12 protein-coding genes are annotated in these 13,188 nt (G+C 63.0%); 7 read left to right on the top strand and 5 right to left on the bottom strand.

Annotation, left to right across the window (positions count from 1 at the left end):
* The first annotated feature begins 121 nt into the window (after positions 1–121).
* Both MOK15_RS04930 and MOK15_RS04925 read left to right on the top strand, forming a co-directional pair.
* Positions 122–2,122, top strand: a complete 2,001-nt coding sequence (locus MOK15_RS04930; protein WP_242930578.1) for an acetyl/propionyl/methylcrotonyl-CoA carboxylase subunit alpha — start codon at positions 122–124, stop codon at positions 2,120–2,122.
* Positions 2,123–2,211: 89 nt separating this feature from the next.
* Positions 2,212–2,583, top strand: coding sequence for a tRNA-binding protein (locus tag MOK15_RS04925; protein WP_242930577.1), 372 nt, complete (start codon positions 2,212–2,214; stop codon positions 2,581–2,583).
* Here MOK15_RS04925 and MOK15_RS04920 read toward each other — a convergent pair.
* On the bottom strand, positions 2,577–3,143 hold the full coding sequence (locus tag MOK15_RS04920; RefSeq protein WP_242930576.1) for an AAA family ATPase: 567 nt from the start codon (positions 3,141–3,143) through the stop codon (positions 2,577–2,579). The two genes, MOK15_RS04925 and MOK15_RS04920, sit on opposite strands and share 7 nt — an antisense overlap.
* A gap of 349 nt (positions 3,144–3,492) precedes the next feature.
* Between MOK15_RS04920 and MOK15_RS04915 the strand changes: the two genes are divergently transcribed.
* Complete coding sequence (locus MOK15_RS04915) at positions 3,493–5,082, top strand: MFS transporter (RefSeq protein ID WP_242930575.1); 1,590 nt, start codon at positions 3,493–3,495, stop codon at positions 5,080–5,082.
* Between the two features lie 25 nt (positions 5,083–5,107).
* The gene (alr, locus tag MOK15_RS04910; protein ID WP_242930574.1) at positions 5,108–6,154 is read left to right on the top strand and encodes an alanine racemase; all 1,047 of its coding nucleotides are present in this window, start codon (positions 5,108–5,110) and stop codon (positions 6,152–6,154) included.
* A gap of 61 nt (positions 6,155–6,215) precedes the next feature.
* Here the strand turns inward: alr and MOK15_RS04905 are convergent, their stop codons facing one another.
* Complete coding sequence (locus tag MOK15_RS04905; RefSeq protein WP_242932635.1) at positions 6,216–7,388, bottom strand: acetyl-CoA C-acetyltransferase; 1,173 nt, start codon at positions 7,386–7,388, stop codon at positions 6,216–6,218.
* Positions 7,389–7,439: 51 nt separating this feature from the next.
* Positions 7,440–8,528 (bottom strand): alpha/beta hydrolase, encoded by a 1,089-nt coding sequence (locus MOK15_RS04900; RefSeq protein ID WP_242930573.1) that lies wholly within the window; start codon positions 8,526–8,528, stop codon positions 7,440–7,442.
* Between MOK15_RS04900 and phaR the strand changes: the two genes are divergently transcribed.
* The 3 genes from phaR to proS all read left to right on the top strand — a co-directional run bounded on the left by phaR (position 8,527) and on the right by proS (position 11,072).
* Positions 8,527–9,099 carry a polyhydroxyalkanoate synthesis repressor PhaR gene (phaR, locus tag MOK15_RS04895; protein WP_242930572.1) on the top strand — a complete coding sequence of 191 codons (573 nt, stop codon included), beginning with the start codon at positions 8,527–8,529 and terminating at the stop codon, positions 9,097–9,099. The genes MOK15_RS04900 and phaR overlap by 2 nt on opposite strands.
* Before the next feature lie 5 nt (positions 9,100–9,104).
* On the top strand, positions 9,105–9,449 hold the full coding sequence (locus MOK15_RS04890) for a hypothetical protein (RefSeq protein WP_242930571.1): 345 nt from the start codon (positions 9,105–9,107) through the stop codon (positions 9,447–9,449).
* A 96-nt stretch (positions 9,450–9,545) separates the two neighbouring features.
* The gene (gene proS / locus MOK15_RS04885) at positions 9,546–11,072 is read left to right on the top strand and encodes a proline--tRNA ligase (protein WP_242930570.1); all 1,527 of its coding nucleotides are present in this window, start codon (positions 9,546–9,548) and stop codon (positions 11,070–11,072) included.
* A 46-nt stretch (positions 11,073–11,118) separates the two neighbouring features.
* On the opposite strand, the gene hslU is transcribed toward proS, so the two are convergent.
* Together hslU and hslV are read right to left on the bottom strand one after the other, a co-directional pair.
* Positions 11,119–12,420 carry an ATP-dependent protease ATPase subunit HslU gene (hslU, locus tag MOK15_RS04880; RefSeq protein WP_242930569.1) on the bottom strand — a complete coding sequence of 434 codons (1,302 nt, stop codon included), beginning with the start codon at positions 12,418–12,420 and terminating at the stop codon, positions 11,119–11,121.
* A 129-nt stretch (positions 12,421–12,549) separates the two neighbouring features.
* Positions 12,550–13,119, bottom strand: coding sequence for an ATP-dependent protease subunit HslV (gene hslV / locus MOK15_RS04875; protein WP_278254117.1), 570 nt, complete (start codon positions 13,117–13,119; stop codon positions 12,550–12,552).
* Between the last annotated feature and the right edge of the window lie 69 nt (positions 13,120–13,188).

Genomic DNA, 13,188 nt, shown 5'->3' with positions numbered 1-13,188 from the left:
CGTCACCCCGGACTTTATCCGGCATCCAGGGTTCCCCGCACAACGCATGTGACCCTGGACCCCGGATCAAGTCCGGGGTGACGGAAATGGAAACTGGATAGGACTGGGGCAAGGACACAAAATGGCAATCACCAAGATCCTGATCGCGAACCGTGGCGAAATTGCGTGTCGGGTCATCCGCACCGCGCGCAAGATGGGCATCAAGACCGTCGCGGTCTATTCCGATGCCGATGCCCGCGCGCCGCATGTCCTGATGGCCGATGAGGCGGTGCATATCGGCCCGTCGCCCGCCGCCCAATCCTATCTGCTCGCCGACAGGATCATCGCAGCGTGCAAGGCCACCGGCGCCGATGCGGTCCACCCCGGCTACGGCTTCCTCTCGGAGCGAGAGAGCTTCCGCAAGGCGCTGGACGCGGAAGGCATCATCTTCGTCGGCCCACCCGCCAATGCCATCGCCGCCATGGGCGACAAGATCGAGTCCAAGAAGCTTGCCCTGGAAGCGGGCGTCAACGTCGTCCCCGGCTATGTCGGCGTGATCGACGACACCGAACACGCCGTCCGCATCTCCAACGAGATCGGCTATCCGGTGATGATGAAGGCGTCGGCCGGCGGCGGCGGCAAGGGTATGCGCCTCGCTTATTCCGAACAGGATGTTCGCGAAGGGTTTGAGGCGACAAAGCGCGAAGGGCTGAACAGCTTCGGCGACGACCGCGTGTTCATCGAAAAGTTCATCGAAAGCCCGCGTCATATTGAAATCCAGGTCCTGGGCGATCAGCATGGCAATATCGTCTACCTGAACGAACGCGAATGTTCGATCCAGCGCCGCCACCAGAAGGTGGTGGAGGAAGCGCCGTCGCCCTTCGTCAGCCCCGAAATGCGCAGGAAGATGGGCGAGCAGTGCGTCGCGCTCGCCCGCTCGGTCAGCTATTTCAGCGCGGGCACGGTCGAACTGATCGTCAGCGGCGAGGACAAGACCGGCGACGGCTTCTACTTCCTGGAGATGAACACCCGGCTTCAGGTCGAGCATCCCGTCACCGAGGAGATCACCGGCGTCGACCTGGTCGAGCAGATGATCCGCGTCGCGAGTGGCGAAAAACTCGCCTTCACCCAGGCGGACGTGAAGATCAACGGCTGGTCGATCGAAAATCGCGTCTATGCCGAAGACCCCTATCGCGGGTTCCTGCCGTCGACCGGCCGGCTGATCCGCTACAACCCGCCCGAAACCGGCACGGATGAGAGCGGCGCGCTGATCCGCGTGGACGACGGCGTGGAGGAGGGCGGGGAAGTCTCGATCTTCTACGACCCGATGATCGCCAAGCTCATCACCTGGGCGCCTACCCGCCTCGAAGCGATCGACAAGCAGATCGAGGCGCTCGACCGGTTCGAGATTGAGGGGCCGGGCCATAATATCGATTTCGTCTCCGCGCTGATGCAGCATGAGCGGTTCCGATCGGGCAACATCACCACCGGTTTCATCGCGGAGGAATATCCGGAGGGCTTCACCGGCGCGCCTGCATCGCCCGAACTGCTTCAGCGCCTGTCCGCGATCGGCGCCTTTGCCGCCATGGCCCAGGCCGATCGTGCCCGCCGCATCGACGGGCAGCTTGGGCGTCGGCTTCCACCGCCAACTGGCTGGCAGGTGAAGATCGGTGATGCGATCCACGATGTGGAGATCGATGGCGACGATGTGACCGTCGATGGCGTGAGCCTGGACATGGCGTTGGAATATACGCCCGGCGATCGCTTGATCGAGGCGGAGTTCGGCGAGGACGCATTGGCGGTGAAGATCGCCCCGGTGCGTTCGGGTTTCGTCCTGACCGCGCATGGGGCAAGCCATAAGCTGCGCATCCTGCCCGCCCATGCGGCGCCCTATACCGCGCATATGATCGAGAAGGTTCCACCGGATCTGTCGCGTTTCCTCATCTGCCCGATGCCGGGTCTGCTGGTCGCGCTCAACGTCAAGGAAGGCGACAAGGTTGAACTCGGCCAGCCGCTCGCCGTGATCGAGGCGATGAAGATGGAAAATATCCTCCGCGCCGCCAAGGCCGGTACGGTCAAGAGTGTCTCGGCCGCGCAGGGCGAGAGCCTGCCCGTGGACGCGGTGATCCTGGAACTGGCGTGAACAAACCTCCGTTCGCTTCGAGCGAAGTTGAGAAGCGTTCCCACGACCGTGTCTCGACTTCGCTCGACCCGAACGGCTAGGGTGGCACCATGCACCTGACCCATGACCCCAACGCTCCCGCGGCCGAAACGATCGCCTTCGACGATTTCCTGAAAGTCGATATCCGCGTCGGCACGATCGTCTCGGCCGAACCCTATCCCGAAGCGCGCAAGCCCGCCTACAAGCTGCTGATCGATTTCGGTCCCACGATCGGCCGGAAAAAATCCAGCGCCCAGATTACCGAAAACCACGCTCTGGACGATCTGCCCGGCCGTCAGGTCGCCGCCGTGGTCAATTTCCCGCCACGCCAGATCGGCAAGTTTCTGTCCGAAGTGCTGACGCTTGGCTTCGCCGACGAAGCGGGTGCGGTGACATTGTTCGCGCCGGACAAGCCGGTGCCGAACGGCGCGCGGCTCTACTGATCGCCGATCGCCGACAGGATGTGCGCGGCCGCCTCATCCGGCCCGGTCAGACCGGTATCGATGCTGACCAGCGGTGGTGGCATCGCCGCCATGCAGCGGCAGAAATCGGCATGGAGCGTCCGCAACAGATCGATCGACGTCAATTTACCGAACGCGCTCCGGTCCGCATTGGCGATGCGCCGTTCCTGTTCGGTGGCATCCACCGTCAGCGCCACGAACAGGACTTCGCCACCTTCGGCCCGGATCAGCCTGGCGGCCCGTTCGGGGAAATCCGGTGCGACGCTGGATTCGGGCGCGAAGGTGAAGATCAGCGACCGGTCGGCGCGCGCCGCAGCCGTCATGATGTCCAGCCAGAAGCGCTCACGCAACCGTACAAAGTCAGGCGAGCCGAAGGGGAAGACCGCTCCGACCGCATCGACCACCAGATGATTGTGGAACAGCGCATAGCCGGTGCGCGCCGCAAGCGCCCTCGCCACCGTCAGCTTGCCGGCGGCGGCCTGGCCATAGAGGAAGATCAGCTTCATAGGTCCGACATAGCCCATGAACGCGGTGCTTTCCACGCCATGCGGGCCGTTCCTTCCAACCTGCTTCCTGTATCGCGGCGAAAGGATCGTACCGCATGACGAATTACCGCCTGTCCTACCGGTCCCGTTCGCGTCATACTCGACCGGCGGCCGGCCATGATCTTGGGGAGAAACGACATGCAGGGAATTGGAATGATCGACCCGATCGATCCCGTCATGCGGATGCTCATGAGCATGACAGCGGATGGAAACAACCGGGGGCAAGCACGGAGGCGATGATGATGGCGGATCGGCGCGAAGCGAACGGCCCTCAGTGACGGTGTGAACTTCGGGGATCGACGCATTGCGAGCGGTCCCCAGTGACGGTGTGAACTTCGGGGGTGGAATGAGCGATACGGTTGGCAGCGACTATGTGATGGATGCACGGCGGGACCGGTTGGTCATCACCGCGTCGGCGCTCGGCACTGTGTTCGAATGGTATGATTTCTACATCTACGGCGTTCTCGCGCCAATCATCGGGCGCACTTTCTTCCCGACCGACAATCCCACCGTCGAACTGCTCTACACGCTTACGGGTTTCGCCATCGGCTTCGCCTTCCGGCCGATCGGCGCGATGCTGTTCGGGTATCTGGGTGACCGGTTGGGGCGCAAATATACGTTCCTTGCCACCATCATCCTGATGGGCGCAGCGACGGCGGGGGTGGGCCTCACGCCCTCGGCCGCCAGCATCGGCGTGGCCGCGCCCATCATCCTGATCCTGCTGCGGATCGCGCAGGGGCTGGCGCTGGGCGGCGAATATGGCGGCGCGGCCATCTATGTCGCCGAACATGCGCCTGCCGGGAAGCGCGGTTTCTACACCAGCTTCATCCAGGCGGGCGTCATTGGCGGCTTCATCCTCTCGCTGATCGTCGTGGTTGGCACCCAATGGATCGTGGGCAAGGCGGTGTGGGACGCCTGGGGATGGCGCATCCCCTTCATCCTGTCGCTGCTGCTGCTCGCCATTTCGCTCTGGATGCGGCTGATGCTGCGCGAAAGTCCGGTCTTCACGGCGATGAAGGCCGCAGGCACGCAGGCGCAGAACCCGCTCAAGGAAGCCTTCACCGCTCCAGGCAACAAGAAACGCATGTTCGTCGCGATGATCGGCATCGCCGCAGGGTTCACCGTCATCGCCTATACGGTGATGTTTCAGGCGCTCTATTTCCTGCAAAGCAGTCTGCATGTCGCGCCGGGCATTGCGCAGCTTCTGGTGGGCGGTAGCGCCCTTGCAGGGATATTCTCCTTCATCTTCTTCGGCTGGCTGTCCGATCGGGTCGGGCGGCGGAAACCGATCATCATCGGCTATGCACTGGTTCTGCTGCTGGCGCTGCCGCTCTATCAGTTCATGGGGAAGACAGCGAACCCGGCCCTTCAGGATGCGTCAATTCGCGCGCCGGTTGTGGTGAGCGGTCTCGACTGCCGGTTCGATCCCTTCGCCAAGGTGCAGCCGACCGCCTGCGGCAAACTGCTCGACCATTTTTCCAAGCGCGGCATTCCCTATGAGAAGAGGGAAGGGGCGGCACCCGCCGTGGCAATCGGCGGCGTGGCGGTGCGCGATCTCAGTGCGGATGGGCTGGACGCTGCGCTCACGACGCAGGGCTATGATTTCGGCGCGGTAACGCCCGATTGGCGCAGCGCCATGCTGCTGTTCGGTGCTTTGCTGGTGCTCTGGACCCTGTCGGGCGCAACCTATGGGCCGGTGGCGGCTTTGCTATCGGAATATTTTCCGGCGCGTATCCGCTATAGCTCGCTTTCCATCCCCTATCATATCGGCACCGGCTATTTCGGCGGTTTTCTGCCTCTGGTCAGCCAATATATCGTCGCGCGGACGGGCAATCCCTATGCAGGCCTATGGTATACGCTGGCGGTGGTGGCGCTGGCGCTGCTCACCTGCCTGATCGCGCTGCCCGAAACCAGGGATCGCCCCCTCGACGCCTGACGCTGGGGAGGCTATCGGCACCGTCATGCACGGCTATATCGCTCCGCTGCGCCTGCGCCTGGATGGCGACGCGCTTATATCGAACTGGCGCTGGCTCACCGCCCAGAGCGGCGGCGCGGCCTGTGGCGCGGCGATCAAGGCGGATGGCTATGGGCTGGGCGCGGCCGAGGTCATGGCCCGGCTGATCCGGGCGGGATGCCGGGATTTCTTCGTCTCCAATTGGGGTGAGGCGGCGGCGGTCGAGCATCTGCTGGAGGATGGGATCGCTCTGTCCGTCCTGCACGGTGTGCGGGAAGAGGATATGGCTCAGGCGCTCGGCGCCCGCGCCCGGCCCGTGCTTTCCACCCCCATGCAGGTCGCGCGCTGGCGCGCCGCTGGTGGAGGCGTATGTGACGTGATGGTCGATACCGGCATGAACCGGCTCGGCCTCGACTGGCGAGATGATGTTGCGGCGGTGACCGAGGGATTGGAGATCGCCACGCTGATGAGCCATCTCGCTTCGGCGGACGAAGATGTGCCGCTCAACGATACGCAGCGGGAACGGTTCGTCGGGATCATGGGTACGGTTTCCGCCGCGCGCTACAGCCTGGCGAACAGCGCGGGCATCTGTCTGGGCAGCGATTATCGGTTCGACCTGACCCGGCCGGGGCTGGCGCTTTATGGCGGCATTCCGCGCGCGCAGGCGGACGGCCATATCCGCGCCGTGGTGCAGCCGCAGGCGCAGGTGCTGCAACGCCGCCGGCTGATCGCCGGAGACAGCATCGGCTATAATGCCATCTTCACTGCCGAGCGCAACCATGAGGTGGCAATCCTGAACCTGGGCTATGCCGACGGCTATCTGCGCGGCTTTTCCGGCAGGGGAGCGGTGCTGATCGACGGTGAGCGCTTGCCGGTGCTGGGCCGGGTGTCGATGGATCTGATTGCGGTAGATGTCAGCCTGCGCGCTGACGTGGCCGAGGGCGATTGGTTGACGATCGACTATGCGCTACCGGAAGCGGCGCGGCTATCGAGCCTGTCGCAATATGAATTGCTGACTGGGCTGGGCGCGCGGTTCGATCGGGTGTGGAACTGAGGCAAAGAAAAAGGCCGCCGATCCTTCGACCGGCGGCCTTCTCGTTTTCATGAAATATGCCTCAGCGTTCGATGCACATGGCGACGCCCATGCCGCCGCCGATGCACAGGGTGGCAAGGCCCTTCTTCGCGTTGCGCTTGGCCATTTCGTAAAGCAGGGTGGTCAACACGCGCGCGCCCGAAGCGCCGATCGGATGGCCGATGGCGATCGCGCCGCCATTGACGTTCACCTTTGCTGCGTCCCAACCCAACTCCTGTCCGACCGACAGCGCCTGCGCGGCGAAGGCTTCGTTGGCTTCGATCAGATCAAGGTCTGCGACCGACCAGCCCGCCTTTGCCAGCGCTTTGCGGCTGGCCGGGGCCGGGCCGATGCCCATGATCGACGGATCAACGCCGCAGGTTGCGAATCCGGCAATGCGGCCCAGCACGGACGCGCCCCGCTTGGCGGCTTCATCGGCGGTCATGAGCACCAGCGCGGCCGCACCGTCATTCAAGCCACTGGCGTTGCCGGCGGTGACGGTGCCATCCTTCTTGAACGCGGGCTTGAGGCCCTGCATTGCTTCGATCGTGGCGCCGTCGCGGATATATTCGTCGGTATCGACGATCGTATCGCCCTTGCGCCCCTTGACCGTGACAGGTGCGATTTCGTCCTTGAAGCGGCCCGATGCGCGTGCGGCGGACGCCTTGTTCTGGCTGCCGACGGCAAATTCGTCCTGTGCCTCACGGCTGATCTGGTATTTCTCCGCCAGATTTTCAGCGGTGATGCCCATATGGTAATTGTTGAAGGCGTCGGTGAGGCCGTCGACGATCATCGTATCGATCAGGCTGACATTGCCCATCTTCGTGCCGCCACGCAGCAGTTGGGCATGGGGCGAGAGCGACATATTTTCCTGCCCGCCGGCGACCATGATACGCGCGTCGCCGGTTGCGATCGCCTGGGCGGCAAGGGCAACGGCCCGCAGCCCCGATCCGCAGACCTGGTTGATGGCGAAGGCAGTGCGATCAACCGGAATCCCGGCATTCACCGCTGCCTGACGCGCGGGATTCTGTCCAAGGCCGGCAGTCAGAACATGACCGAGTATGACTTCATCCACTTCGTCCGGCGCGACGCCCGCCTGGGTCAGCGCGGCAAGGATCGCCTGGCGGCCAAGTTCATGCGCGGGGGTCGAAGCGAAAGCACCCAGAAAGCTGCCGACAGGCGTGCGCTTGGCGGCGGTAATGACGATGTCTGACAATGCCATGATCCTCTATGGTGATGGACGATTTTTTCGCAGGCGCACATAGCATCAACCACCATGGCTGGAAAGCCAAAGGGATAGCGGTTCCCATAGCGTTTCGCGCGCGCGGCCGCCCACAACCATGCCGACATGGCCGAGTTGAACGCTGCGCTCTTCGTTCAGGCGAGGACCGGCGGTGGCAGGCACGATGCGGTCGCTGGTCGAGACGATCGAAAGGGTCGGGCAATCAAGAGCGGAGGGATCGACGGGACGGCCATCCATCGTCCACTGGCCGCATCCACTGGCATTGGCGGCATAGAATGTTTCGAACAGGTCGCGGCCGGCCGCGAAGGTCAGCGGCGCCCCACCATTGGCCCAATCCTCGACCGCCAGGAAGGCGCGCTCCGCGTCCGATCCCGCTTCGACATCGGCAAAGGCGGCATATTTCCGGATGGTGCGCACGGGGTCCATTGCCCAGAAGCCCGATTGCAGCACCTCCATCGGGACATAGCCGATGCGCTCGCACATCGCCTTCGCGCCCTGCCACAGGCCGCTGATGAGGTCGAGGTCCGCCGAGGGGAAGGCGTCGAACCGCCATGGCGCGGCGATCGTCACCACCGCCGGAAAGGGTCGCATCGCCGCCGCCCCCAGCGCCAGGCTGCCCCCCAGGCAATAGCCGACCAGAATCGGCGGACGGGGCAGGGTGGCGAGCATCGGCAGCAACCGATGCATCACATGTCCGTCCAGTCCGAGTGAGGCGTCCTCCACGCCAGGTGCGCCCCAATCGACCAGATAGGTATCATGTCCTGCTGCAGCCATGTGGCGCAGCAAGGATCGGCTTTCGGACAGGTCGAGCACCTGGGGAGGATTGATAAGGGAGGGGATGAAAACCACCGGAAATCGGCCATTTTCCTTCCCATATTGCAGTAATCGCGATGGTCCGGCGCTGGTCACGCAATGCCCCAGCGATGCGGCCGCCGGACGCTGCGCCTCCTGATATTTGCGCAGTCCAAGGAAGGCGCGACGGCGCAGTTCCGGATCATCCTCCGTTTCGCGCCATAAAATACTGAGAAAAAGGGGCAAAGGACGCGGCCCATGTTGCGGTGCGGCATCGCCTTGTGCTATTGCGATATGAGCAGGTGTGGGAGAGGAATCCATGACCAAATCCAAGACCGTCAATGAATCGGAACCGGTCGTCATCAAGAAGTACGCCAACAGGCGACTCTATAATACCGAAACTTCCAGCTATATCACGCTCGATTTGCTGTCGCAGATGACACGTGAAGGGCGTGAGTTCGTTGTCGTTGACGCCAAGACGGGCGAGGACATCACGCATAATGTCCTGACCCAGATCATCATGGAAGAGGAACAGCGCGGCAAGAATATGTTGCCCGTCAACTTCCTGCGCCAGCTCATCGCCATGTACGGCGATTCGATGCAGTCGATGGTGCCGCAATATCTGGAAGCGTCGATGGACGCCTTTCGCAAGAATCAGCAGCAGTTTCAGGAAGCGATGAAAGGGGCATTCGGCGGCGGCCCGCTGGCCGAGATCGCCAAGCGCAATCTGCAGATGTTCGAAGCCGCTGCCAGCGCTTTTGGCGGTGGCATCCCTGGCGTTACGCCACCGCCACCCGCTGCGCCTGCGTCGGAGGAGGCCAAGGATGACGAGATCGCCATACTCAAGGCCCAGCTTGCTGCGCTCAACGCGAAGATCGACAAGCTGAGCTGAACCTGATGGCGAAGGCTGACCGGCTGGAACGGCTCGATATCCGCCGGGCGGAATTGGAAGGCGAATATCGCGACGCCCTGATCGCGGCACTGCGCGTGACCGCTGACGGGCGTTGGGGCTTGTTCGACCATCAGAAGGATCGCGTCGCCAAAGCGCGTGCCGCACCGGTCATCGAAACGCTGTCCGAGCTGGCGGACGAAATTGACGATATGCGGGCAACCCTGGGCCTGGAGCCGTTCGACCTGCACCAGGATTTCATGGCGGTGCGCGGCCCCGCGGCGGCCGATGCGGTCGGCGAACCCAAACAGGCCAGGGCATGGCTCGATCGGTTGGGCGCGCCGGCCGACTGACGTCGATCTTCCTGCATCCGAAGGGGTCGACAGGCATGGCGCGTCTGGCCTATGGCGCGCCATTCTTCTTTTCAGACTAGCCAAGGCTCGACCCACGTGAAGCACGCCCTTTCCGTTACCCGCGAACAGGATTTCGCCGCCTGGTATCAGGCCGTCATTTCGGAGGCCGACATGGCCGAGGAAAGCGGCGTTCGCGGCTGCATGGTCATCCGTCCCTGGGGCTATGGCATCTGGGAACGCATCCAGACTCTGCTGGATGCGCGGATCAAGCAGACCGGCCATGAAAATTGCTATTTCCCGCTCTTCATTCCGCTCAGCTATTTCGAGAAGGAGGCCGAGCATGTCGACGGCTTCGCCAAGGAAATGGCGGTCGTTACCCATCATCGCCTGATCCAGCAGGACGGCAAGCTGGTGCCGGACCCCGAAGCGAAGCTGGAAGAGCCGCTGGTCGTGCGACCGACGTCGGAAACCGTGATCGGCGCGGCGTTCAGCCGCTGGGTACAGAGTTGGCGCGACCTGCCCGTGCTCATCAACCAGTGGGCCAATGTCGTGCGTTGGGAAATGCGCACCCGTATGTTCCTGCGCACCAGCGAGTTTCTCTGGCAGGAAGGGCATACCGCGCACGCCACTGTCGACGAGGCGATGGAAGAGACGATGAAGATGCTCGAAGTCTATCGCAGTTTCGCCGAGGAATGCGTCGGCCTGCCGGTGATCGCGGGCGAAAAGCCGGAGAACGAACGCTTTCCCGGCGCCGTCGCCACCTATTCGATCGAAGCGATGATGCAGGACGGCAAGGCGCTTCAGGCCGGCACCTCGCATTTCCTGGGCACGACCTTCAGCCAGGCGCAGAATATCAAGTTCCAGAATGCCGAAGGGCAGCAGGAACTGGCGCAGACGACAAGCTGGGGCATGTCGACCCGCATGATCGGTGGTCTCATCATGGTGCATGGCGACGATGACGGCCTGCGCGTACCGCCGCGCGTTGCGCCCTATCAGATCGTCGTCGTGCCGATGCTCCGTGATACGGAAGAGGATGCCGCAATCCTCGATTATTGCACTGACCTGGTGACGCAGCTCAATGGCCTCGACGCCTTCCGCGAACCGGTACGCACGCTGCTCGACAAACGCCCGGCCAAGGCGGCGACCAAGCGCTGGGGCTGGGTCAAGAAGGGCGCGCCGATCGTGATCGAGGTCGGCGGCCGTGATGTTGCCGGCGGCAATGTCTCGGTCATCCGCCGCGACCGGCTTTATCGCGAGGATGGCAAGCTCGACAGTCAGGTCGTTGCGAAGGGCGATTTCGCACAGAATGCGGGCAACCTGCTGAGTGAAATCCAGGAGGCGCTGTTCGCCGACGCCAAGGCGCGGCTCGACGGCGGTATCGATCGATCGATTACCGATCTTGACGCGCTGAAAGCCCATTTCAACGCCAGCGCGAAGCCAGGCTGGGCGCTGGTTCAGTGGGCCAAGCCGACCGGTGAGGCGCTGGAGAAGGTGGTGCAGTGGCTCAAGGGTGAAAAGCTCACCCTGCGCAACATACCGCTCGACGCGGACGCCGCCGACGGCGCCTGCATCTTCACCGGCGAAAAGGCGGTGGAGCGCGTACTGGTTGGGCGGAGTTACTGAGGCCGGCATTGCTGTTCCCCGGCGAGCGCCGGGGAACAGCAATTAGTTACAGCACATATTTGCTGAGATCGGTGTCGTGCGCCACGGCTGACAACTGCTTTTCAACATAAGCCTGATCGATCACCAGCGTTTCGCCACGACGATCCTCCGCCTCGAAGCTCACATCTTCCAGCAGCTTTTCCATCACCGTCTGAAGGCGGCGGGCGCCGATATTCTCGATCTCGCTGTTTACATCGGCGGCGATCTTCGCGACCGCGCGGATGCCGTCGGGCGTCAGGTCGATCGTCACTTCCTCGGTCGCCAGCAGCGCGCGATACTGCGCCACCAGGCTGGCCTTGGTGTCGGAGAGGATCGCGACGAAATCCTCCTCGGTCAGCGCCTTCAGTTCCACGCGGATCGGCAGGCGGCCTTGTAGCTCAGGCAGCAGGTCGCTGGGCTTTGCCACATGGAAAGCGCCCGACGCGATGAAGAGGATATGGTCGGTCTTGAGCGGACCATATTTGGTCGATACGGTCGTACCTTCGATCAGAGGCAGCAGATCGCGCTGCACGCCTTCGCGGCTGACCGAACCGCCGCGCACGTCGCTGACCGCGATCTTGTCGATTTCGTCCAGGAAGACGATGCCGTTCTGCTCGGCGCTGGTGATGGCGACGCGAGCGACGTCATCCTGATCCAGCCGTTTGTCTTGTTCCTCTTCGACCAGCTTGTCCCAGGCTTCGGCGACGCGCATCTTGCGGCGCTTCTTCTGCTGCTGGCCGAACGCCTTGGACATCATGTCGCTGAGGTTTATCATGCCGACCTGGCCACCCATGCCGGGGATCTCCATCGGCATGGACGGGCTGTCGGCGACTTCCACCTCCACCTCGACATCGTTCATCTGGTTATTTTCGATTTTCTGGCGGAAGGAAAGGCGCGTGGCTTCGCTCGCTTCCTTGCCGGTCAGCGCGTCGAGCAGGCGGCCCATCGCGGCTTCGGACGCGGCTTCGCGCACAGCTTCACGGCGGCGGTCCTTCTCCAGGCGTACAGCTTCCTCCACCAGGTCGCGGACGATCTGCTCCACGTCGCGGCCGACATAGCCTACCTCGGTGAACTTGGTGGCCTCCACCTTGACGAAGGGGGCGTCGGCCAGCTTGGCGAGGCGACGGCTGATCTCGGTCTTGCCGCAGCCCGTCGGGCCGATCATCAGGATATTCTTGGGCGTCACCTCATCGCGCAGGTCGGCGGACAGGTGCTGACGGCGCCAACGATTGCGCAGCGCCACGGCAACGGCGCGCTTGGCGTCGCGCTGCCCGATAATATGTGCGTCGAGTGCCGCAACGATGGCTTTGGGGGTCAGATTGTCGTTCATATTCTTCTTTGCGATCCGTTCGCCCTGTTTTCATGAGCCACCTGGCTCATTCAAATGTCGAAGGGCTGTGCTTCTTAAAGAAAGGAAGGGCTGCGACAGCCCCGGATCAGGTCCGGGGCCGAGCGGAAGTTAAACGGCTGAGTCGAGCGTTTCGATCGTAAGCTGGTCGTTGGTATAGACGCAGATATCCGCCGCCACGGCCATTGCCTTGCGAGCGAGCGTTTCGGCGTCCTCCTCATATTCCACCAATGCGCGGGCAGCGGCCAGCGCGAAATTGCCGCCCGAACCGATCGCGGCCACGCCGCCCAGCGGTTCCAGCACGTCCCCGTTGCCGGTCAGGATCAGCGTTACATCCTTGTCCGCGACGATCATCATCGCTTCCAGATTGCGCAGATATTTGTCGGTGCGCCAATCCTTGGCCAGTTCCACGGCAGCGCGCATCAACTGACCATTATGGCGTTCCAGCTTGGCTTCCAGCCGTTCGAACAGGGTGAAGGCATCGGCAGTGGCGCCGGCAAAGCCGCCGATGACGGAGCCGTCATGCAGGCGGCGCACCTTGCGGGCATTGGGTTTCATCACGGTCTGGCCCATGGATACCTGGCCGTCGCCGGCAACGATGACCTTCTCATTCTTGCGGACGGAAATGATGGTGGTGCCGTGCCAGACAGGCATGGCGGAAGAGTTAGTTTGGTCGTTCATGGCCGGCATATGGGACGCGCCGCCGTGGCGTGCAAGTGATGCGTTCGCGCGCGTCAGGTCGTGCCTTTT

This window comes from Sphingobium sp. BYY-5, from assembly GCF_022758885.1.
GTDB lineage: Bacteria > Pseudomonadota > Alphaproteobacteria > Sphingomonadales > Sphingomonadaceae > Sphingobium.
The sequence above is the reverse complement of the archived record's forward strand: the minus strand, read 5'-3'. Positions and strand labels throughout refer to the sequence as shown.

Coding starts and splice junctions, on each gene's coding strand:
- MOK15_RS04890 (WP_242930571.1), top strand. CDS start 9,105: ATGGCGAAGGCTGACCGGCTGGAACGGCTCGATATCCGCCGGGCGGAA.
- MOK15_RS04915 (WP_242930575.1), top strand. CDS start 3,493: ATGAGCGATACGGTTGGCAGCGACTATGTGATGGATGCACGGCGGGAC.
- hslV (WP_278254117.1), bottom strand. CDS start 13,119: ATGAACGACCAAACTAACTCTTCCGCCATGCCTGTCTGGCACGGCACC.
- MOK15_RS04925 (WP_242930577.1), top strand. CDS start 2,212: ATGCACCTGACCCATGACCCCAACGCTCCCGCGGCCGAAACGATCGCC.
- phaR (WP_242930572.1), top strand. CDS start 8,527: ATGACCAAATCCAAGACCGTCAATGAATCGGAACCGGTCGTCATCAAG.
- hslU (WP_242930569.1), bottom strand. CDS start 12,420: ATGAACGACAATCTGACCCCCAAAGCCATCGTTGCGGCACTCGACGCA.
- MOK15_RS04900 (WP_242930573.1), bottom strand. CDS start 8,528: ATGGATTCCTCTCCCACACCTGCTCATATCGCAATAGCACAAGGCGAT.
- alr (WP_242930574.1), top strand. CDS start 5,108: ATGCACGGCTATATCGCTCCGCTGCGCCTGCGCCTGGATGGCGACGCG.
- MOK15_RS04930 (WP_242930578.1), top strand. CDS start 122: ATGGCAATCACCAAGATCCTGATCGCGAACCGTGGCGAAATTGCGTGT.